This window comes from Oryzihumus sp., from assembly GCF_036391795.1.
Taxonomy (GTDB): Bacteria; Actinomycetota; Actinomycetes; order Actinomycetales; family Dermatophilaceae; genus Oryzihumus.
Window position 1 is genome coordinate 12,928 of record NZ_DASVZH010000143.1, and the last position, 20,933, is coordinate 33,860.

Annotated in this window: 16 protein-coding genes; 7 read left to right on the plus strand and 9 right to left on the minus strand. The window is 75.2% G+C overall.

Translation table 11 applies throughout. The features are described from left to right. Positions 1 to 57 precede the first annotated feature (57 nt). Complete coding sequence (locus VF825_RS08430) at positions 58 to 1,440, minus strand: MBL fold metallo-hydrolase (RefSeq protein WP_331112146.1); 1,383 nt, start codon at positions 1,438 to 1,440, stop codon at positions 58 to 60. Between the two features lie 126 nt (positions 1,441 to 1,566). Between VF825_RS08430 and VF825_RS08435 the strand changes: the two genes are divergently transcribed. Continuing rightward, positions 1,567 to 1,995, plus strand: coding sequence for a universal stress protein (locus VF825_RS08435; protein ID WP_331112148.1), 429 nt, complete (start codon positions 1,567 to 1,569; stop codon positions 1,993 to 1,995). Positions 1,996 to 2,086: 91 nt separating this feature from the next. Here the strand turns inward: VF825_RS08435 and VF825_RS08440 are convergent, their stop codons facing one another. Further along, positions 2,087 to 2,968, minus strand: a complete 882-nt coding sequence (locus tag VF825_RS08440) for a universal stress protein (RefSeq protein ID WP_331112150.1) — start codon at positions 2,966 to 2,968, stop codon at positions 2,087 to 2,089. A 26-nt stretch (positions 2,969 to 2,994) separates the two neighbouring features. After that, positions 2,995 to 3,990: an NAD(P)-dependent alcohol dehydrogenase gene (locus VF825_RS08445; protein ID WP_331112152.1), complete on the minus strand. Its 996-nt coding sequence runs from the start codon at positions 3,988 to 3,990 to the stop codon at positions 2,995 to 2,997. 190 nt (positions 3,991 to 4,180) lie between these two features. Here VF825_RS08445 and VF825_RS08450 point away from each other — a divergent pair, with 190 nt between their 5' ends. Together VF825_RS08450 and VF825_RS08455 are read left to right on the plus strand one after the other, a co-directional pair. Continuing rightward, on the plus strand, positions 4,181 to 6,982 hold the full coding sequence (locus tag VF825_RS08450; protein ID WP_331112154.1) for a GNAT family N-acetyltransferase: 2,802 nt from the start codon (positions 4,181 to 4,183) through the stop codon (positions 6,980 to 6,982). A gap of 108 nt (positions 6,983 to 7,090) precedes the next feature. Next, positions 7,091 to 8,806: a GAF domain-containing protein gene (locus VF825_RS08455; protein ID WP_331112156.1), complete on the plus strand. Its 1,716-nt coding sequence runs from the start codon at positions 7,091 to 7,093 to the stop codon at positions 8,804 to 8,806. A gap of 4 nt (positions 8,807 to 8,810) precedes the next feature. On the opposite strand, the gene VF825_RS08460 is transcribed toward VF825_RS08455, so the two are convergent. Beyond that, positions 8,811 to 11,276 (minus strand): cation-transporting P-type ATPase, encoded by a 2,466-nt coding sequence (locus VF825_RS08460; protein WP_331112158.1) that lies wholly within the window; start codon positions 11,274 to 11,276, stop codon positions 8,811 to 8,813. After that, positions 11,273 to 13,993 carry a pyruvate, phosphate dikinase gene (gene ppdK / locus VF825_RS08465; RefSeq protein WP_331112160.1) on the minus strand — a complete coding sequence of 907 codons (2,721 nt, stop codon included), beginning with the start codon at positions 13,991 to 13,993 and terminating at the stop codon, positions 11,273 to 11,275. Before ppdK ends, VF825_RS08460 begins: the two co-directional genes overlap by 4 nt. A 290-nt stretch (positions 13,994 to 14,283) precedes the next feature. Between ppdK and VF825_RS08470 the strand changes: the two genes are divergently transcribed. The 3 genes from VF825_RS08470 to VF825_RS08480 are packed head-to-tail and all read left to right on the plus strand — an operon-like array spanning position 14,284 to position 17,624. Beyond that, positions 14,284 to 14,463 carry a hypothetical protein gene (locus VF825_RS08470; RefSeq protein WP_331112161.1) on the plus strand — a complete coding sequence of 60 codons (180 nt, stop codon included), beginning with the start codon at positions 14,284 to 14,286 and terminating at the stop codon, positions 14,461 to 14,463. A gap of 4 nt (positions 14,464 to 14,467) precedes the next feature. Next, entirely contained in the window at positions 14,468 to 17,146 is a 2,679-nt protein-coding gene (gene mgtA / locus VF825_RS08475; RefSeq protein WP_331112162.1) for a magnesium-translocating P-type ATPase, read from the plus strand. A gap of 4 nt (positions 17,147 to 17,150) precedes the next feature. Then, positions 17,151 to 17,624, plus strand: coding sequence for a pyridoxamine 5'-phosphate oxidase family protein (locus VF825_RS08480; RefSeq protein WP_331112165.1), 474 nt, complete (start codon positions 17,151 to 17,153; stop codon positions 17,622 to 17,624). Positions 17,625 to 17,669: 45 nt separating this feature from the next. On the opposite strand, the gene VF825_RS08485 is transcribed toward VF825_RS08480, so the two are convergent. Next, on the minus strand, positions 17,670 to 18,098 hold the full coding sequence (locus VF825_RS08485) for a hypothetical protein (protein WP_331112167.1): 429 nt from the start codon (positions 18,096 to 18,098) through the stop codon (positions 17,670 to 17,672). 154 nt (positions 18,099 to 18,252) lie between these two features. Further along, positions 18,253 to 18,447: a DUF4177 domain-containing protein gene (locus VF825_RS08490; RefSeq protein WP_331112169.1), complete on the minus strand. Its 195-nt coding sequence runs from the start codon at positions 18,445 to 18,447 to the stop codon at positions 18,253 to 18,255. Positions 18,448 to 18,623: 176 nt separating this feature from the next. Between VF825_RS08490 and VF825_RS08495 the strand changes: the two genes are divergently transcribed. Next, complete coding sequence (locus tag VF825_RS08495; RefSeq protein WP_331112171.1) at positions 18,624 to 18,977, plus strand: hypothetical protein; 354 nt, start codon at positions 18,624 to 18,626, stop codon at positions 18,975 to 18,977. Between the two features lie 6 nt (positions 18,978 to 18,983). On the opposite strand, the gene VF825_RS08500 is transcribed toward VF825_RS08495, so the two are convergent. Together VF825_RS08500 and VF825_RS08505 are read right to left on the minus strand one after the other, a co-directional pair. Next, a complete protein-coding gene (locus VF825_RS08500) occupies positions 18,984 to 19,487 on the minus strand; it encodes a GNAT family N-acetyltransferase (protein ID WP_331112173.1) in 504 nt (167 codons plus the stop codon). Positions 19,488 to 19,523: 36 nt separating this feature from the next. Continuing rightward, on the minus strand, positions 19,524 to 20,687 hold the full coding sequence (locus VF825_RS08505; protein ID WP_331112175.1) for an NAD(P)/FAD-dependent oxidoreductase: 1,164 nt from the start codon (positions 20,685 to 20,687) through the stop codon (positions 19,524 to 19,526). Positions 20,688 to 20,933 lie beyond the last annotated feature (246 nt).

Genomic DNA, 20,933 nt, shown 5'->3' on the forward strand with positions numbered 1-20,933 from the left:
CCAAGGTCCCCCGGGAGGCTGCGGCGCGGGTCGGCGGCCCGGGCGGGGTCGCCGGGCTCAGGCCGGGTCGATCCGGACCTTCTCGCCGAGCCGGGGCACGACGGCGGTCCAGTCGAGCTCGTCTCGGATCCGCCCGGCCAGCGCGGCGGCGGACGGTGGCTCCCCGTGCACCACGTAGACCGTCTCCGGGGGCTCGGGCAGCCGGCGCAGCCACGCGAGCACCTCCCCGGAGTCGGCGTGGACGGAGAACTCCTCGTCCACGAGCACCTCCGCGCGCACCGGGACGTAGCGGCCGAACATCTTCAGCTGCCGAGCCCCCTCGGCCAGGTCCCGGCCGCGGGTGCCGACCGCCTGGTAGCCGGTGAGCACCACGGTGTTGCGACGTTCGGGCAGCAGGTGCCGCAGGTGGTGCACGACCCGCCCGCCGGTGGCCATGCCCGAGGCGGAGACGATGACGCAGGGCTCCTCGGGGAAGTTCAGCGCGACCGACTCCTGCACGCTGCGGACCGCGTGGACCCGGGGCAGCTCGAACAGGCGCGGCCCCACGTCGGGGCGCAGCTCGGCGCGCAGTCCCGGGCGGGCGTAGACCTCCAGCGCGGCCAGCGCCATCGGGCTGTCGACGTAGACCGGCAGGTCGGGGACCTCACGCCGGGCCAGCAGGTCGCTGATGGCGCGCAGGACCAGCTCGGTGCGGTCGACCGCGAACGCCGGGACCACCACGGCGCCCCCGAGCCGCTCGGCCCGGCGCATCGCCTCGGCGAGCACGGCGTGCGGCGGGCGTCCCGGCGCGGGGTGGGTGCGGTCGCCATAGGTGGACTCCACCACCACCGTGCGCGCCGCCGGCGGGTCCTCCCTGGGCAGCAGCAGCGGGTGGGTGGGCCGGCCCAGGTCGCCGGAGAACAGGACCGAGGAGCCGTCGACGTCGACGCGGGAGGACGCGGATCCCAGGATGTGCCCGGCCCGGGTGAGGTTGAGCGTGATCCCGTCGGCCAGGGGCACCGGCAGCGTGTAGTCGCACGGGCACAGGGCCTCGATCGCCCGCTCGGCGTCGGCACCGTCATACAACGGCATCGGCTTGTCGTGGCGGGAGTACCCGGCCTCGCGCGCGTGCTCGGCGTCCTCCTCCTGCAGGTGGGCGCTGTCGCGCAGCACGATGGCCGCCAGGGCAGCGGTGCCCTCGGTGCACCAGGCCGGTCCGGTGAACCCTTGCCGGACCAGCGCCGGCAGGTAGCCGCAGTGGTCCAGGTGCGCGTGGCTGAGCACGACGTTGCCGATGCTGGCCGGGTCGACGGCGAAGGGGTCCCAGTTGCGCCGGCGCCACTCGCGCTCGCCCTGGTACAGGCCGCAGTCCACCAGCACCCTCTGCGTGCCGCGCTCGAGGAGGAACGCGCTGCCGGTGACCGTGCCGGCCGCCCCCAGGAAGGTCAAGGTGGTCCCCATGGTCGTCATGGTGCGGGCGCCGTGCCGGTGGGCTGCCGGGCCCAAGGTCCCCTCCCTGACCCTCAGGGGGCCCCGGGGGACGTTCGGCCCTGATCGTCCGACCGCCCCGTTGCTCACAGTTGGCTCATGACTCTGTACGAGGCAGCCGCCGGCCCGGCGCCGGCCCGGAGCCCGCTCGCGGGTGACGTGGTCGCCGGCCTGGTGCACAACGGCTCCGCGGAGGCGGTGGCGCGTGCTGCCGTGCGTGAAGCGGTGCGTCGCGGCTGCCGGGTGCGCTTCATCCAGGTGCTGCCACCGGGGCTGAACGAGGAGGACCGGGCCGACGCCGACCGCGGCACGTTCCGGGCGGCGCTGCGCGCCCTGCGGGGCCAGTCGCGGGTTCCCTGCTCGTTCGAGGTGCTCGAGGGGGAGGCCGGCCGGATCCTGTGCGAGCGCAGCCGGCAGGCCGGGATCCTCGTCATCGGCCGCGACCTGCCCGACGCGGTGGACCACGTCGCCGGCTACTGCCAGGTGCACGCCGACTGCGACGTCCTGACGGTCGCCCACCTCGAGTAGCCCTCCACCCCACACACAGCCCACCGGCCGGCCTCCCCTGCGGGAGCCGGCCGGTGGTCAGTGGTGCACCCCCGGGTATGCCGGGTGGGGGCTACGCGGTCGGGCGCACCACGGCAACGGGGCAGTGCGCACCGCGCAACACGCCCTGGCTGACCGAGCCGAGCAACAGCCCGGTGAAGCCGCCCTTGCCGCGGCTGCCGACCACCATGAGGTCGGCACCGGCGGACTGGGCGATGAGCGACTCGACCGGGAACTCCTGCAGGACCAGCTCGCGCACGTCGACGTCGGGGTACTTCTCGCGCCACCCGGCGAGGGCCTCGGCCAGCAGCAGCCGGCCGGACTCTGCCACGTCCGCGGGGCCCTGGGCCTCGGCGGTCCCGGCGATCTCCCCCTCGGAGATCTGAAGCCACCAGCAGTGCACGGCGGTCAGGCCGGTGCCCCGCGAGGACGCCTGGGCGAAGGCGTAGCCGATCGCGGCGGCGGAGGACTCCGAGCCGTCGACACCGACCACGACCCGGCCGGCCTGCGGGCCCTCCTCCGTCGCGCCGCCGTGGACGACGACCACCGGGCAGTGCGCGTGCATGGCGACGGTCAGGGACACCGTGCCGAGCAGGACGCCGGCGACGGCGCCCCGCCCGCGGGCCCCGACCACCACCGCGCCGGCGCGCTGGGAGGCCGCGACGAGCTCACCGGCGGCCGAGCCGAGCGGGACGTCCCACGTCAGCTTCAGGTCGCTGTCCAAGGCGCGCACCCGGGCCACGGCCGCCTCGACCACCTCGTCCGTGCGGGCCAGCGACTCGGGCCGCTCCGGCGGCGCGGCGAGCCACAGCTCGTGGAAGTAGGCGTGCAGCAGGTGCAGCGGCAGCCCGCGGCGGGAGGCCTCCTCCACTGCCCACTCCAGCGCGGCCATGCCGGTGGGCGAGCTGTCGAGGCCGACGACGATGCTGCCGTGTGGGACCGGGGTGCGGGGCATGTGACTCTCCTCGGGGTGGTGGGAGCTCAGGGGACGAGGACGACGCGTCCGTCGACGTCCCCGCGGGCCAGGTCGTGCATGGCCGTGTTGACGGCTGCCAGGTCGCGTTCGTGCACGCGGGTGGTGAGCCGGCCCGCGCGGGCCAGCTCGATGACCTCGGCCAGCTCGGTGCGGGTGCCCCACATCGAGCCGGAGACCCGGACCTCTGCGGGCAGGGTCAGCGGGCTGACCGGCAGCGTGCCGCCGGCGAGGCCGACGATGACGACCTCGGCACGCCGGGAGGCGAGGCGGCCGGCCAGGGTCAGCGTCTGCATGGACCCGACGAGGTCGATGACGGCGGCGGCGGACACGCCGTCGAGGTCGTCGTCGGCGGGGTCGAGCGCGAGGTGGGCGCCCAGCTCCAGGGCCGTGGCGCGTCGTGCGGCGGAGGGCTCCACGGCGACCACGCGGGCGGCGCTGAGCTCGCGCAGCAGCTGCACGGCATACTGCCCGAGGCCGCCCGCACCGATGACGACGGCCGTGGTGCCCGGGACCAGCCGGGGCAGGCAGCGGCGCACCGCGCGGTAGGGGGTCAGCGCCGCGTCCGTCAGTGGCGCGCTGCTGACCGGGTCGAGGTCGCCGAGCGGGACCAGGTGCCGCGGGCTGGGCACGACCAGGAACTCGGCGAAGCCGCCGGGCTGGCCGATGCCGACCCACGAGGTGGTGGCGCACAGCTGCTCCTCGCCGCTCAGGCACACCCGGCACATGCCGCAGCCCCAGCCGCCGTAGACCGCGACCGGCTCGCCGTGCTCGAAGCCGTGGGCGCCGGGGCCGAGCGCCTCGACGTAGCCGCTGACCTCGTGCCCGAGGATCCACGGGAAGGTGGGCAGCACCGGGACCTCGCCGGCGACCAGGTGCAGGTCGGAGTGGCACAGGCCGGCGCCCGCCACGCGCACGAGCACCTCGCCGGGTCCCGGGTCGGACACGGGCACGTCGTCGATGACCAGGTCGGCCTTGTAGTCGGGAAGCAGTGCGGCGCGCATCGGTTCTCCCGGGTCGGGTCCAGTGCCTCGTGGGGCACCTTCACCGTCCCGTCCGGGCACGAGCGCCCGGAAGGGCACTAGGTCCCCGCGGGGGCAGCGTGTCGCCCCTCCGCGTGGGACCTAGTGCCTGACCGCTTCGTCCCGGTCCGCGAAACGGTGGACGGAGCGCACCCCGACTGGAGGACCGGACATGCCCACCGCCCCGCCCGCGCCCGTCGACCCTCGCGGCTCCGTCCCCGACCTGCCCGACCAGGCGGCGTACGACACCCTCTCCCGCGACGGGGTCACGCTGCGTCTGCGCCCGGTGGCGGCGGCGGACCGGGACGCGCTGGGCGCCCTGGTGCAGGCGCTCTCGCCCCGCTCGGCCTACCAGCGGTTCCTGACCGCGGCCCGGCCGACGGCGGTCGACTACATCGAGGAGCTGTTCGACCCCGCCCGCACCGCCGACACCGTGGTGGCGACCTGGCGCGGCGAGCTCGTCGGGGTGGGCTCGACGCACCGGCTCACGCCGACCTCGGTGGAGGTGGCCCTGCTCGTGGATGATGCCCACCAGGGGCGCGGGCTGGGCACGCTCATGCTCGAGGACCTCGTGGCGCGCACCCGCAGTCGCGGCGTCCGGACCATGGCCGCGTGGCTGCTGCGCACCAACGCCCAGATGCTGGAGGTCTTCACCCACCTGGGGCTGCCGCTGCACACCGAGGTCGAGGGCAGCGACACCCTTGCGGTGACCCTGTCGCTGCGCGGGACGGCCGAGCTCGAGCGGGCCGTGGCCGAGCGACAGCGCGCCGCGGTGGTGCGCTCGCTGACCCCGCTGCTGCGGCCCCAGTCGGTCGTCGTGGTCGGGGCGGGCGCCCGGCGCGACGGGGTCGGCCACCAGGTGCTCACCCACCTGCGCCGCGGCGAGTTCCGCGGCCAGCTGTATGCCGTGAACCGCCGCGGGCACCCGGTCGCCGGTGTCGTCGCCCAGCGCCGGGTGACCGACCTGCCGGGGCCGGTGGACCTCGCGGTGGTGGCCGTCCCCGCCGAGTCGGTGCTGCAGGTCGCGCGCGACTGCGTCGCCCGCGGGGTCGGCGCGATGGCCGTGCTCAGCGCGGGGTTCGGGGAGAGCAACGGGGGCGCGGCCGCCGAGGCCGAGCTGCGCCAGATCTGCCGCGACGGCGGGGTGCGCCTGCTCGGCCCCAACTGCATGGGGCTGGTCAACACCGAGCGGGCGCTGCGGCTGGACGCCAGCTTCCTGCCCAGCGCCCCGGCCCGCGGGCCGGTGGCGGTGATCGCCCAGTCCGGGGCCGTGGCGGCCTCGATCGTGGCGATGCTGGCCGCCCGTGGCCTGGGCGTCTCGACCCTGGTCACCATCGGCAACTCCCCGGACGTCGGCCCCGCGGACCTGCTCGCCTGGGCCTCGGAGGACCGGCGCACCAAGGTGGCGGTGGTGCACGTCGAGACCCTGGAGGACCCCGAGCAGGTGGTCCGCAGCACCGCGGCCATGGTCGGCTCGATGCCGGTCGTCCTGCTCAAGGCCGGGCGGACGCCGGTCGCGGCCAGCGCGGCGCACAGCCACACCGGGGCCGCAGCGGCCGACGACGCCGCCGTCGACGCCCTGTGCCGCCGGGCGGGGCTGCTGCGGGTGGACTCCCTCACCGAGCTGGTCGACACGGCCGCGGTGCTGGCGATGCAGCGGCCGCCGCGCGGGGCCCGCACCGTCGTCGTCGGCAACTCCGGCGGGACGGGCGTGCTGGCCCTGGACGCGTGCGCCGAGGCGGGGCTGCTCAGCCCGGAGCTCACCCAGCACACCGTCATGCGCCTGCGCAGCCTGCTGCCGCGGAACGCGGCGATCGGGCCGCTGGTGGACACGACCGCCGCGGCCAACCTCGCCCAGCTGACCGCCGCGGTCAGCACGCTGGCCGACGACCCCGGCGTGGATGCCGTGGTCGCCGTGGTCATCGCCCTGGAGCAGCTCCCGGCCGCCATCGTGCGGGACATGCTCGACCAGGTGGCCCGGGACCACCCCCGCACGACGTTCGTGGCCAGTGGGGTGGAGCTGGCCGCCGATCCCGGGGCCCTGGTGCCGGCCGTGGCCGACCCGCGGCACGCCGTGCGGGCGCTGGCCAACGCCGTGGCGTGGTCAGCCCGCACCTCCGAGCGCAGCGGGTCGGTGGCCCGGGCCGCTGCGGCTCCCGTGACTGCGCCGGCGCCGGGGTCCGAGCCGGCGCCGGCGCCTGCGGGTGAGGAGAGCGGCCCGCTGGTGCCGCACGAGCGGGATGAGGCGGCGCGGGCGGTGGTCCAGGAGGTGCTGAAGGCCAACCCGACCGGTGCCTGGCTCACGCCGGCACAGGTGCGCACGCTGCTGCGCGACCACGACGTGGAGCTGGTCCCGGTGATCGAGGCCGACGACCCGGGCACCGCGGCGGAGGCGGCGGCGATGCTGCCCTTCCCGGTGGTGCTCAAGGGCCTCGGCCCCACCCTGCTGCACAAGAGCGTCCACGGGGCGGTGGCGCTCGGCCTGCGCTCGGCCGACGAGGTGCGGGTCGCGGCCAGGGACATGCTCACCAAGCTGGACGACACCGTCACCGGCTTCGTGGTGCAGCCCCAGGTGCACGGCCGTCCTGAGCTGATCGTCGGCGGGGTGCGGCTGCCGCACTGGGGCGCGCTGGTCATGCTCGGCCGCGGCGGGGTCGACACCGAGGTCGACCCCGACCGGGCGTGGGCCCTGGCCCCGGTGCCCGAGCCCGAGGCCGCCGTGATGCTCCGCTCGCTGCGGTGCGCCGGTGCCGTGCGCGGCCCGCACGGACAGTCGGCAGCGGACCCGCACGCCCTGACGCGGCTGGTGCACCAGGTCTCCGAGCTCATGGACCAGGTGCCCGAGGTGGTCGAGCTGGACCTCAACCCCGTCATCGTGGGCGACCAGCACCCCCTCGTCGTCGACGCGCGGGTGCGTGTCGCCCCGACGCCTGACCTGCCCTGGCGGGCCGGGGTGCGGAGGCTGCGGGAGTAGCCGGCCACGCGCGCGATACCCACCCGGGGACCGGGGGTCACGGCCGGGCAGGTTCTGCTACGTCAAAGGGACGGTCGCCGAAAGCACTGTGCTGCCTAAGATCTTGGTGTGGGAGAGGAGAGGATCGACCTCGGCGAGGGCTCGCCGTGGCCGGCCGCTCTCGAGCTGGAGGACCTGCTCGAGCAGCTGCGTGGGCGGGCACGGACAGCCCAACGCTCGCAGGAGCGACTCGGGGCGCTGCTCGATGCCGTCGTGGCCGTCAGCGCCGACCTCGACCTGTCCGTGGTGCTGGCCCGCATCGTCCGCTCGGCCTGCCAGCTCGTCGACGCCCGCTACGGCGCCCTCGGCGTGCTCGGGCCGGACGGGGAGCACCTGAGCCAGTTCATCACCTTTGGGCTCACCGAGAAGGAGCGCGCCGCGATCGGGGACCCGCCCCGCGGCCGCGGCGTGCTCGGCCTGCTCATCCACGACCCGCGGGCCCGGCGGGTGCGCGACATCTCGGCCCACCCGGAGTCCAGCGGGTTCCCGCCCGGGCACCCCCCCATGCACAGCTTCCTCGGCACCCCGATCCGGATCCGCGACCGGATCTTCGGCAACCTCTACCTGTCCGAGAAGCAGGGGGCACCCGAGTTCACCGCCGACGACGAGTCGATGCTCATCGCCCTGGCCGCCAACGCGGGCGTGGCGATCGACAACGCCCAGCTCTACGAGCGTGCCCGCCGCCAGCGCCGGTGGTCCGACGCCAGCGGTGAGATCACCCGCATGCTGCTCGAGGGGCGCGGCGAGACCTCGGCGCTGGCGCTGATGGTGCGGCGGGTGCGTGAGCTGACGGGGGCCGACCTGGCGGCGGTCGGCATCCACGACGACGAGGGCCTGGTCGTGCGGGCCATCGACGCCGAGGACGGCGCGGCCGAGATCGGCACGCTGCTGCGAGGTGACCAGTGGGGCGAGCTGATGTCCGGCCGCGAGCCGCTGCTGCTCGTCCCCGGGGCGGGGGAGGACCTGCCCCAGCCGGCGATGGTCGCCTCGGCCCGGGCCCTTGGCACCATCGCGAGCGCGGGGCCGACCGCGCTGGTGCCGATCGCGGTCGGTGAGGCAGAGCTCGGCGTCCTCGTCGTGGCGTGGGATCCCAGCGCCGAGGCCACCGCCGCGGCCAGCCTGGCCGACCTGGCCGACTTCGCCGCCCTGGCCGGTCTGGGCCTGGAGGCGGCCGGCGCACAGCGCGAGCGGGCCCGCACCGTGCTGCTGGAGGACCGCGACCGGATCGCCCGCGACATGCACGACCACGTCATCCAGCGGCTGTTCGCCACCGGCCTGTCGCTGCAGTCGGCCGCCCGGCTGGCCACGAACCAGGTGGTGCAGGACCGCATCGACGTCGCGGTCGACGAGCTCGACGCCGCGATCAAGGACATCCGCAACTCGATCTTCGCCCTGCACCGGCCCGACTTCGGCGCCGGCGTGCGCGGTGAGCTCGACGAGATCGTGGCCGGCGCGGCCGAGAGCCTGGGCTTCGTGCCCGACTTCGTGGTCGAGGGGCTGCTGGTGGCCCTGCCCGACTACGCCGAGGTCGATCTGGTCGCGGTGGTGCGCGAGGGGCTGTCCAACATCGTCCGGCATGCCAACGCCACCTCGGCCGGGGTGCACGTCACCGTCAACCGCGACCTGGTGGTCGAGGTCACCGACGACGGTGTGGGCGCCGAACCGGAAGCGATCCGCAGCGGGCTGGCCAACCTCGAGCGTCGCGCACTGGCCAGCGGCGGCACCTTCGAGGTCCGCCGCCGCGAGCCGTCGGGCACGCTGCTGCGCTGGTCCGTGCCCCTCTGAGTGCTCAGCGGGGCTCGCTGCGCAGCACCCGCACGAGCAGGTATGCCGCGAGCCCGGTGCCCGCGGCGCAGGCCCACACCACCGGGGCGACGGTCGTCGTGGACAGCAGGGTCTGCAGGGGCGGCAGGACCACCGCCGCGGCGAGCATGGCGGCCGCGCCGGCCACCGACCACGCCAGGGCGGGGTTCGTGCCCCCGTCCGACGGTGCCCGTGAGCGCACGCCCCAGGCCACCCCGAGCTGCCCGGCCCCGAGGGTGAGCAGCGTGGCCGACCGTTGCTGCTCGCCGGCGACCACGGCGCCCACCGCGAGGGCGGCTGTGGCCAGCAGGGCGCCGACCGCGAGGATGCGCCACCACAGGCCGGACCCCAGGACGCCCTCGTCCGGGCGGCGGGGTGGACGGCGCATCGAGCCCGCCTCCACCGGTTCGGAGCCGAGCGCCGCGCCCACGAAGGAGTGGGTGAGCAGGTTGACCCACAGGATCTGCGCCGGCAGCAGCGGCAGCGGCACCCCGATGACCGGACCGGCGAGCATGACGGCCACCTCGGAGGCGCCGCCGGAGATCCCGTAGAGCAGGAAGCGGCGGATGTTGGCGTAGACCCGGCGGCCCTCCTCGACCGCCGCGACCACCGTGCCGAGGTCGTCATCGGCCAGGATGAGGTCGGCGGCCTGCCGGGCGACCTCCGTGCCCCGCCCGCCCATCGCCACCCCGATGTCCGCCCGCCGCAACGCCGGGCCGTCGTTGACGCCGTCACCGGTCATGGCCACGACCTGCCCGTGCTGCTGCCACTGCCGGATCGCGGCCAGCTTGTCGGCGGGCGTGGCCCGGGCCATGACCGAGCCGTCGCCGGAGATGCCGACCTCGCGGGCGACCGCGTCGGCGGTCAGCCGGTGGTCACCGGTGACGAGCACGACCTCGATGCCGGCGTCCTGGCAGGCGCGGACCGTCTCGGCGGCGGCCTCGCGGGTCGGGTCCCGCAGCGCCACCAGGCCGAGCAGGCGCATCGCCGACTCGGGGTCGGTCCCGGCGTCCGGCGCCCCGCCCGGGAGGGACGGCAGCCCCGTGTCGCGCTCGGCGAGGGCCAGCACCCGGCAGCCGCCTGCGGCGAGCTCGTGGCTGTGCTCGCGGGCCGCGACGAGGACGTCCTCCGGCTCGTCCAGGACGTCCGGGGTCACGACCGTCTCCGGGGCGCCCTTGCACAGGACCAGGTCCGGGCCACCGGGGGTCAGTGACTCGTGCGTGGTGCTCATCCGCATCCGAAGCCGGTCGAACGCCCGCTCCCCACGTCTGGGGTAGGCGCGGCGCAGCGTGTCCGGGTCGAGGCCCTGGTCCCGGGCCAGCCGCAGCAGCGCCACCTCGGTGGGGTCGCCCACGTCCGAGCCGTCGGCGCCGAGCCGCGCGTCGTTGCACAGCGCGGCCGCGCGCAGCAGGTCCCGGTCCGCGGCGTGGGGGGCCACCCACCGGTCGACCGCCTCCATGCTGGCCCGGGTCAGCGTGCCGGTCTTGTCCGTGGCGAGGAGCGTGACCGAGCCGAGGGTCTCCACGGCCGCGAGGTTGCGTGCCACGGCGTGGCGGGCGGCCATCCGGCGCGCGGCCAGGGCGAGGCTGACCGAGACCACGACCGGGAGCGACTCGGGGACGGCCGCGACGGCGAGGCTGACCGCCGTCAGCAGCATGGTCTCCAGCGGCTCGCCGCGCAGCAGCCCCAGGAACAGCACCACCGCGCACAGCGCCACGGCGGTCGCGGCCAGGATCCCGGACAGCTGGGCCATCCGCCGTTGCAGCGGGGTCGCCACCGGTGGACCGGTCAGCATCGCGGCGATGCGCCCCAGTGCGCTGGCGGCGCCCGTGGCCGAGACCGCGGCGACCCCGCGGCCGTGCACGACCACCGTGCCCGCGAGGACCATGTCCTCCGGGGCCTCCTCGGAGGTCCCGGTCCCGTGCGGCGGCGGGTGGTCGGTGCCCGCCACCTCGTCGACGGCCACCTTGTCGACGGCCACCGACTCGCCGGTGAGCATCGACTCGTCCACCCGCAGGGCGGCGACCTCCAGCAGTCGGGCATCGGCCGGCACCAGGTCCCCCTCGGCCAGGACCACGACATCACCCGGGACCACCTCGGCGGAGGAGACGAGCCGCTCCTGCCCGTCACGGACCACCCGGCAGTGCGGGGCCGCGAGGTCCGCCAGCGCGCGGACCGCCCGGTCTGCGGTCACCTCCTGGCGCACCGCGAGGACGGTGTTGACCACGACCACGGTGGCGATGACGGCGGTGTCGGCCAGGTCCCCGGTGGCCAGGGTCAGCACGACCGCGGCCAGGAGCACGAGGACCATGGGGTCGCCCACCGCACGGGCGACCCGCCGCCATACCGGCTGGGGTGGGGGAGGGGGCACGGTGTTGGGGCCGTGCTCCGCAAGCCGCGCGGCGGCCTCCTCGCTGGTGAGGCCGGGCAGCCGCTGGCCCGTCACGGTCACCGGGTGTCAGCCCACGCCCCACCGGCCTGGGGCTCGAGCACCTCCGCACGCCCGGCCTCCAGTCGCGCGACGGGCACGCGGGGCGGCGAGCACGACACGTAGTCCAGTCCGGCGCCGACGAAGAAGCGGACCGAGTCGGGGTCGCCGGCATGCTCACCGCAGGCTCCGAGGCCGAGGTCGGGACGGGTCCGGCGCCCCTCCCGCACCGCCAGCGCCACCAGCCGGCCCACCCCGTCGACGTCGAGGGTGGAGAAGGGGTCACTGGCGAGCAGGCCCTGCTCCCGGTAGGCGCGCAGGAAGCCCGTCTCGGCATCGTCGCGCGACATCCCCCACGTGGTCTGCGTCAGGTCGTTGGTGCCGAAGGAGAAGAAGTCGGCCACGGCGGCCAGCCGGCCCGCGGTCAGGGCGGCGCGGGGCAGCTCGACCATGACGCCGACCGGGAGGCGCAGCGTGGTGCGGCGCTCGGTGGCGACGGCGGCGACGACCGCCTCGACCCGGGCGCGCACGAGGACGAGCTCGGCGGACTCGGCCACCAGCGGCACCATCACCTCGGGCCGTGGGTCCAGCCCGCGGGCGCGCAGGTCCAGGGTCGCTTCGGCGACCGCGCGGGCCTGCACGTCGACCAGCTCCGGGAACACCGCCAGCAGCCGTACGCCGCGCAGCCCCAGCATCGGGTTCGTCTCGTGCCAGCGACGGACCGCGGCCAGCCGCTCCTGCGCGGGGGCATCCTGGACTCCCGTCGCGTCGTTGACGGCGACCTCGACGGCCACGCTGGTCAGGTCGGGCAGGAACTCGTGCAGCGGCGGGTCGAGCAGGCGCACCACGACCGGCAGGCCGTCCATCACCTCGAGGACCTGCACGAGGTCCGCGCGCGCGAGCTCGCCGATCTGGCGCAGGGCCTCGTCCCGGTCACGGTCGAGCACGAGGCGCTCGACCAGCTCCCGCCGCTCACCCAGCAGCGTGTGCTCGGTGCGGAACAGGCCGATCCCCTCGGCGCCGTACTGCCGGGCGGCGACGGCGTCGGGAAGTGTCTCGGCGTTGGCCCGGACCCCGACGCGGCGCCTCGCGTCGGCGTGGGCCAGCAGGCGCAGCACGCCGTCCGAGACCGGGTCGGTCTCCGTTGCGTCGGCTCCGCCGGCGAGCCGGGTCGCGACCGCGCTGGGCTGCACCGGCACGCGGCCGAGGTGGACCCGCCCGGAGGTGCCGTCGACGGAGACCGTGTCGCCCTCGGCGAGGGTGGTCCCGGCGAGGGTGGTGACGGTGCGGGTCTCCAGGTCGATCGTCAGGTCGGCCGCACCGACCACGCACGGCCGGCCCATCCCGCGGGCCACGACCGCGGCGTGCGAGGTCAGGCCGCCCCGGGCGGTGACCACCGCGCGGGCGGCGACGATGCCGGGCAGGTCGTCGGGGCTGGTCTCCTGGCGCACGAGGACGACGTCGCGACCCTCCCGCGCCCACCGGGCGGCCGTCTCGTGGTCGAGGGCGACCTCGCCGACGCCGGCGCCCGGGCTGGCGGGCAGGCCGGTGGCCAGCAGGTCGTGGCCGGCGGTGTCGCCGAGCTGGGGGTGCAGCAGCCGGGAGAGCTGGTGGCCGTCGACCCGGCGCAGGGCCTCGTCGAGGTCGATCAGTCCCTCGTCGACCAGCGCGCACGCGATCCGGAACGCCGCCGCGGCGGTGCGCTTGCCGACCCGGGTCTGCAGCACCCACAACGTGCCGTCCTCGATGGTGAACTCGACGTCGCACAGGTCGCGGTAGTGCTCCTCCAGGGTGCGCAGGTGCTTCTCGAGGGCGGTGTATGCCGCGGGGTCGAGCTGCGCGAGCTGGGCCAGCGGGATGGTGGCCCGGCTGCCGTTGACCACGTCCTCACCCTGGGCGTTGGGCAGGTAGTCGCCGTACGCCCCGAGCTCCCCCGAGGCGGGGTCGCGGGTGAAGCAGACGCCGCTGCCGGAGCGCGGGCCGGTGTTGCCGTAGACCATCTCCACGACGTTGACGGCCGTGCCCAGGTCGTCCGGGATCCCCTCCTGTCGCCGGTAGAACCGCGCGCGCGGCACGTTCCAGGAGGAGAAGACCGCCAGCACCGCGCGGCGCAGCTGCTCCCGGGGGTCCTGCGGCAGGTCCTCGCCCACCTCGCGCTGGAGGATCCGGCGGAACGAGGCCACCAGGGCGCGCAGGGTCAGCGCGTCGAGCTCGCCGTCGTGGGAGACCTTCAGGGTCGAGCGGGCGGCGGCCAGCTCGTGCTCGAACAGGTCGGCGTCGACCCCGAGGACGGTGCGGCCGTACATCTGCACCAGCCGGCGGTAGCAGTCCCACGCGAACCGCTCCCCGCCCCGGCGGGCCAGGCCGACGACGGTCTCGTCGGTGACGCCGACGTCGAGCACCGTCTCCATCATCCCGGGCATGGAGAACCGTCCGCCGGAGCGCACCGACACCAGCAGCGGGTCGTCCGGGTCGCCGAGGCGACGACCGCTGTCCCGCTCCAGCCGGGCCAGGTGGGCGTCGACCAGGGCCGTCAGCCCCGGCGGCTCGGACCCGTGGCGCAGGTACTCCCGGCACGCCGCGGTCGTGACGATGAACCCGTGGGGCACCGGCAGCCCCAGGCGGGTCATCTCGGCGAGGTTGGCTCCCTTGCCCCCCAGCAGGTCGGCCATGGACCGGTCCCCGTCGGCGAAGTCCAGCACCCACGGGGGCGAGCTCTCGGGCGTGGCGTTCACTGCCACGGCGGCCTCCGGGCGGAGGACATCACAGGCTGTCTGGCGTCCGGGTCCATGCCCCGATGCTCGGCGGGCGGCCGGGGCCGGAGTAGTGACCATGGTCCCTGCAGGCAAGGGTCACACCCGTGGTGACCATGTCGCGGAGCCGCACCTACGACGAACGGCCGATGCCCCGGACTAGTCCCGTGGGCTATTCGTGAGTCATCTGGGACCGTCAGCCCTTCCGTCGCAGATGCGTTGCCCTAGAAAGGAATCAGCCGAGACGGCTGTTTCCCCGACGACCAGGGTGGTGTGCGATGAAGACCAAGTCCGAGCAGTCGGTGTCCCTGGTCGACCTCGACCGGGTGCTCGCTGCCGTCGGCCGGCACTGGCAGGACGCCTGCGAGCACGGCGACCTCGACGCTGCTCGGCGCGACATGCAGCGGCTCGACGCCTACCTCGAGCAGCGCCTGCGCCTCACCGGCCAGGCCGACTGAGCCGGTGCCGCCCACCGGGCTGCCGGTGGAGGAGGCGGCACGACTCGAGGCCGACGCCGTCCTGGCGCGGCTGGACAGCAGCGCCGGTGGCCTGAGCACGGGGCAGGCCACGACCCGGCTGCGCGAGTGCGGCCCCAACGCGGTCCGCTCGCACCACGCCCGGGCGCTGGGCGTCCTCGGCCGCCAGCTGCGCAGCCCGGTCCTGCTGCTGCTGGCGGTGACCGCGGCGATCTCGGCCGTCATCGGCAACACCAACGACGCCGTGATCATCGGCGTCATCCTCCTCGCCAGCGTGGGGCTCGGCTTCGTCAACGAGTACCGCGCGGAGCGCGCCGCCGCCGGCCTGCACGACCTCATGCGCCACACCGTGGCCGTGCTCCGCGACGGGCAGCCGACCCGGGTGGACGTCAAGGACCTCGTGCCCGGCGACGTGGTCCGCCTCGCCGCCGGGGCGGTCGTCCCGGCCGACATCCGGCTGCTGGAGGAGGCAGCCCTGGAGTGCGACGAGTCGGTGCTGACCGGCGAGTCCTCCACGGTGGACAAGGACCTGGCCCCGGTCGAGCCCGGTGCGGGCGTCTCGGACCTGACCAGCTGCGCGCTCATGGGGACCGTGGTCCGCGGCGGCAGCGCCACCGGCGTGGTCGTGGCCACCGGTGCGCGGGCCGAGTTCGGCCGGATCGCCCTGGCCCTGGGCGAGCGCCAGCCGGAGACCGACTTCCAGGTGGGCCTGCGCCGGTTCTCCACCCTGCTCCTCCAGGTTGCCGCCGCGCTGACCGGGCTCATCCTCCTGACCAACCTGCTGCTGCACCGGCCGCTGCTGGACTCGCTGCTGTTCTCCCTGGCCATCGCCATCGGGATCACCCCGCAGCTGCTCCCGGCCGTGGTCAGCACCAGCCTGGCGGTCGGCTCGCGCCAGCTCGCCCGCAAGAAGGTGCTGGTCAAGCGGCTGGTGTGCATCGAGGACCTCGGCGACATGGACCTGCTCGTCACCGACAAGACCGGCACCCTCACCGACGGGCGGGTCAGCCTGGTCGAGGCGGTCGACCCGCGCGGGGTCACCGCGCCGGAGGTGCTGGCGCTCGGCCTGCTGGCGACGGACGTCGAGGGGGACAGCTGGACCGACACCGCCGCGCCGGCCGCCTCCGCCGGCAACCCGCTGGACGCCGCGCTGTGGGAGGGGGCGGCCGAGGGGCCGACGGGCTACACCCGGCTGGAGGTGCTGCCGTTCGACCACGACCGGCGCCTCACCTCGGCCCTGGTCCGGGCGCCGGACGGCTCCCGGCTGCTGGTGACCAAGGGGGCACCGGAGTCGGTGCTGGCCCGGTGCGTCGCGGTGCCGGCCGCGGCACAGGCGACGCTGCAGGCCCGGTTCGGCGCGGCATACCGGGTGGTCGCGGTCGCCACCCGGGCGGCGGGTGAGGTGTCCACGGTGACGGTGGCGGACGAGGCGGGGCTGGAGCTGCGCGGCTTCCTCGTCCTGCTGGACCAGCCCAAGGCCAGCGCCCACGAGACGCTGGAGCGCCTCGCGGACCTCGGCGTCAGGGTCACGGTCGCCACCGGGGACAACGCGGTCGTCGCCGCCACCGTGTGCTCCCAGGTCGGGGTGGACGCCCGTGGCACGATCACCGGGGCGCAGATGGCGGTGATGGACGACGCTGCACTGACCGAGCGGACACGCACGGTGAACGTGTATGCGCGGGTCTCACCGGAGGACAAGGCGCGCCTGATCCGGTTGCTGCGCGCGGACGGTCGCGTCGTGGGCTTCCTCGGCGACGGTGTGAACGACGCGCTGGCGCTGCACAGCGCCGACGTCGGGCTGTCCGTGGACGGGGCGACCGACGTGGCCCGTGAGGCGGCCGACATCATCCTGCTGGAGAAGGACCTCGGGGTCATCGCCGACGGCGTCGTCGGCGGGCGTCGGATCTTCGCCAACACCATCAAGTACGTCCTGATGGGCACCTCGAGCAACTTCGGCAACATGTTCAGCGCCGCGGCCGCCTCGGCGGTGCTGCCGTTCCTGCCGATGCTGCCCTCGCAGATCCTGCTCAACAACCTGCTCTACGACACCAGCCAGCTGGCCATCCCCACCGACCGGGTCGACCCGGAGCGGGTGCTCGCCCCCTCCCACTGGGACGTGGCGTTCATCCGGCGGTTCATGGTCTTCTTCGGGCCGCTCAGCTCGCTGTTCGACTTCGTCACCTTCGCGGTGCTCCTGGGGGCCTTCCACGCGGGGCCCGAGCTGTTCCGGACCGGCTGGTTCATCGAGTCCCTGGCCACCCAGACCCTCGTCATCTTCGCGATCCGCACCCGCCGGATCCCGTTCTGGCGCAGCCGCCCCAGCTGGCAGCTCATGGCGGCGGCCCTCAGCGTGGTCGTGGTCGGGGTGCTCATCACGGTGAGCCCGGTGTCGTCCCTGCTCGGGTTCACCGTGCCGCCCCCCGACTTCCTGGCGGTGGTCGCCGTGATGGTCCTGGCCTACCTGCTGCTCATCGAGGGCGGCACGCGGGTGTTCTACGCCGACCACCGGCCAGCCCCGGTCGTGCCCCGTGCTCGTGGCATCACCCACCAGGTGCACCGACGGGCAGCACGGTTCAGCCACCGCGGGCCGATCAACCACCCGGGAGGTCCCGGGGCGCGGGGACCTTCGGCACTGAGCGAGCCGGCCACGTCGAGCCGACGATGAGCACATGGGAACAGGTGAAGCGGTGCCCGCCGTGGAGCTGAACTCCTCGGAGTGCTGGGGCCTTCTGCGTGAGGCGGTTGTGGGCCGGATGGCCGTCATCGTCGGCGACCACCCCGAGATCTTCCCGGTGAACCACATCGTCGACCGCGGGAGCCTGGTCTTCCGCACGGCGGCGGGGACCAAGCTGGCGGCCGCGGTCGGTCGCGTCGTGGCCTTCGAGGTCGACGGCTACGACCCGGTGACCGGCAACGCGTGGAGCGTCGTGGTCAAGGGCCGTGCGGTCGAGGTGACCCGGCTCTACGAGGTGCTCGAGGCGGTCGAGCTGCCACTGTTCCCCTGGCACAGCCTGCCCAAGCCGCGGTTCGTGCGGATCGACGCCGACACCGTCACCGGACGGCGGTTCCGCGTCCAGGAGCTGGCGCGCACCCCCGGCCAGGCCGAGCCGAGCGACGCCGAGCTGCACGGCGAGCCGGAGTAGCCCCCTCGGGTCGTCGGCTGGTTCACCCCCCGGCCTCAGCCGTGGTCAGCCCCCGCTGGAGCGGAAGCTGAGGTAGCCCGTCCCCGACGCACCGTTCGAGGTGGCCGTGACGGTGATCTTCTCGCTGACCTTGGGCTTGGTGACCACGATCTCGTCGGAGCAGGTGCCGTTCTTGCCCGTGGTGCACGGGTTGTTCTTCGAGCGGAACGCCGCGTTGCTGGCGTTGTCGCTCCACTGCACGATCGCCCCGGCGACGGCCTTGCCGCTGCTGTTGGTCACCTTCGCGGTGAAGGTCTGCGTGCCGTCGGGCAGGTAGTTGAAGCAGGAGTTGGGGGCCAGCTGGCGCTCCGGCTGGCTTGCGGGCACGCTGCACGTGACCTTGACGCGGTAGCCGGTCGCGGCCTGGGCCGGGGCGGCGAGCGCCGCGGTGGCCCCGGTCAGGGCGAGCGCGGCGAGGAGTGGTATCGCTCTCATGGAGGCACCGTAGGGGCGCCTGGTGTGGTCGGCCGTCGTCCTCGCGGACGGTCCCGGACACGTCCTCTGGTGGAGCGCCCGGGGCGAGCAGGGGTGAGGCGGGGCCGGGGCGGCCCTGGCTCGCGAGGTGGGCGGCGCGGCGTACCGGGCCGGGTCAGGGGCGCTCGAAGGTGACCAGGACGCCCTCCACGCCGCCGGGGCCGACGCGCCCCTTGACCTCCACCGCGGTGATGGCCCGCAGCGTCCAGCCCTGCGCGCCGTGCTCGTTGAGCACCTTCTCCAGCTTGGCCCCGGACATCTTGCTGCCCATGAGCCCCTCGCGGAGCTCGACGACCTTGTACTGCGGCATGGCTGCTCCTCGTGTCGGTGTCCCCGCATCGTGCCCCGGCGAGGTCCCGCGGGGAACCCGCCGCCGGCCGGGGTGGGGGTGGCGCGCCGGGCGGGTTCGGGCCGGTCACGGCGGGTGGCTACCGTTGGCGGCGCGCGGTCGGCCGGCCGCGCGGACGCTCGAGGAGGACACGGCCGGTGCAGCTGGACTTCGCCTGGAGTGCCCAGGGCTCGCTCCTGGTCGACGCGACCCCGCGTGACGAGGTCATCATCAGCTTCGTCGGCTGGGACGTCGGCCCCGACCCCGAGCGGGCCCGGGAGCTGCGCCGCCAGCTCGCCGTCGCCGTCGCCGGGGGGGCCCAGCGCAGCAGCGGCCCCCATGTGGAGGGGCGCGCCTGCGCGATCACCGTGCACGGCTCGACCGCCGAGATCGAGAACCTCGTCGAGCTGTTCCCGGTCGCGACCTACCCGGTGGCGACCCTGCTCGACGCCCTGGCCCAGCTCGAGGCCTGGCTGGTCGAGAACCTGCACCGGCGCCCCGGCTACTGGTGAGCGCGCTCAGGCCCCGGTGTCGAGGCTGAGCCACACGTCCGGCGGCAGCCACGGCTTGTCCGGCACCGGCAGCCTCTCCTCCTGCCACCTGTCGCCGACCGCGTCGGTCGCGACCCGTCGCCAGAACCGCGCCGCGCCGGGGTTCTCGTCCTGGAAGGCGATCCGCCACGGTCCCGGGTGGCCGCCCAGCAGCTGCAGCGCAGCGTCGTGGCCGACACCCTGCCGGCGGGCTCGGCGCACCACGAAGAACTCGCCGATGTGCCGCGCCGGCTCGGTCAGCCCCCGCACCAACGCGAAGCCGGCGACGTGCTCGCCGCTGCGGATCAGCCAGGCCTGCCGGTCCGGGTCGTCGGACAGGTATGCCGCGAGCCGGGGGAAGCGGTAGACCCCCTCCTCGTCGGGCCAGCTGTCGCGGAACTCGGACAGGTCGTGCCGGTAGAGCTGGCCCAGGCGCTCCACGAGCGGGTGGAGGTCGGGGGTCACCGGGTGCAGGGTCGTCGGGTCGGCCACCTGCGCATCCTGCCCCACGCCGGGGGATGGCGCCGCTCAGGCGGGGGCGTGGCGGCGCAGCCCGGTCGGCACAGCTGCGGCGTGGACCGGCAGCGGCAGCGGTCGTCCCTGCAGCGCCACATGCCAGTAGAGCCAGCGGGCGGCGGCACGGCTGCGGGTGCCGGTGAGCCGGTCCAGCGCGGCGGTCAGGCCGTCGTCGGACGGCCCGAGCGGCAGCCCGCGAGAGCGCCGGTCCAGGGAGGCTGACGGGGCACGGCCGGTGGCGTGGTCGGGGAGCGTCCGTCCCACCACCCGCGCAGTGAGCCAGGCCGCACGGGTGGTCCGCTGCGTCGGCAGGTCGGTGGCGTCCCCGACGCCGTAGACGGTGGGGAAGGCCGTGGACTGCAGCGTATGCCGGTCCACCGGCAGGTAGCCGAGCTCGTCCCCGAGCCCGGAGCGGGTCACCAGGCCGGCGCCGCGGTGCGGGGGCACGGTCACGAGCAGGTCGAAGGACAGCTCACGCCCGTCCTGCCCGACCAGCGCCTGGTGGTCACCGTCGATCCGCTCCACCCGGAAGCCGGCCTCGACGGCCACGCCGTGCCGTCCCAGCAGGCCGCCGGCCCCGGCTGAGGGCTCGGGCAGCGGACTGGCGTGGACCAGCTCGACCCCGTCGCGCAGGCCCCGCCGTCGCAGCCAGGCGTCCGCGAGCAGGGTGAGCTCCAGCGCCGTGAAAGGCGCAGGCACGGGCAGCTCGGCGAGGTGCACCAGCAGGCGGCCCTGGCGCAGCGCCGGCAGCGCGTCCCGCAGCGCGGTGGCCCCGTCGAGGCTGTGCACGTCGAACACGCTGCGGTGCCAGTGCGGCCCGGTCATCCCCGGGACCAGGTCCGGGCGGGGCGCGGCGCCGGTGGCGATGACGAGGTGGTCGTAGGCGATCCGGCGCCCGTCGGCGAGCAGCACCACCGAGGCGTCGGCGTCCACCTGGCGGGCCTCGGCGAGGACCAGGTCCACTCCGTCGGGCAGGAAGGCGTGCCGGGAGCGGACGACCGCCGAGGGTGGCCACGTCCCGAGGGCCACCAGCGGGAAACCGGGGCGGTAGGCGTGCTGGTCGTCCCGGTCGATGACGGTGACGGCCCAGCCGGCGGGGTCGAGCCGGCGCCGCAGCCGGTGCGCGACCATCGTCCCGGCGGCGCCCGCGCCGATGACCACCACGTGCCGCCGCATGCCGTCCTCCTCGTTCGCCGCGGCCCCACGCTAGGCAGCGCGGGCCTCACCCCGGATCACGCTGCGGGGATGAGGCGCTGTCCGGAGCACCGACCTACCGTGACGGCAGACCTACCCGAGGACGTGGCGCGTATGGACGAGAACGAGTCGGGGACGGAGCGGGCGCGGGCACGGGCGCGGCTGCTCAACAGCGTGGTGGTCGGCGTGCTGCGGGCCCTGGCGGAGCAGGAGCACCGGGCGGCGGCG

Coding starts and splice junctions, on each gene's coding strand:
- VF825_RS08430 (WP_331112146.1), bottom strand. CDS start 1,440: ATGGGGACCACCTTGACCTTCCTGGGGGCGGCCGGCACGGTCACCGGC.
- VF825_RS08435 (WP_331112148.1), top strand. CDS start 1,567: ATGACTCTGTACGAGGCAGCCGCCGGCCCGGCGCCGGCCCGGAGCCCG.
- VF825_RS08440 (WP_331112150.1), bottom strand. CDS start 2,968: ATGCCCCGCACCCCGGTCCCACACGGCAGCATCGTCGTCGGCCTCGAC.
- VF825_RS08445 (WP_331112152.1), bottom strand. CDS start 3,990: ATGCGCGCCGCACTGCTTCCCGACTACAAGGCCGACCTGGTCATCGAC.
- VF825_RS08450 (WP_331112154.1), top strand. CDS start 4,181: ATGCCCACCGCCCCGCCCGCGCCCGTCGACCCTCGCGGCTCCGTCCCC.
- VF825_RS08470 (WP_331112161.1), top strand. CDS start 14,284: ATGAAGACCAAGTCCGAGCAGTCGGTGTCCCTGGTCGACCTCGACCGG.
- VF825_RS08480 (WP_331112165.1), top strand. CDS start 17,151: ATGGGAACAGGTGAAGCGGTGCCCGCCGTGGAGCTGAACTCCTCGGAG.
- VF825_RS08485 (WP_331112167.1), bottom strand. CDS start 18,098: ATGAGAGCGATACCACTCCTCGCCGCGCTCGCCCTGACCGGGGCCACC.
- VF825_RS08490 (WP_331112169.1), bottom strand. CDS start 18,447: ATGCCGCAGTACAAGGTCGTCGAGCTCCGCGAGGGGCTCATGGGCAGC.
- VF825_RS08505 (WP_331112175.1), bottom strand. CDS start 20,687: ATGCGGCGGCACGTGGTGGTCATCGGCGCGGGCGCCGCCGGGACGATG.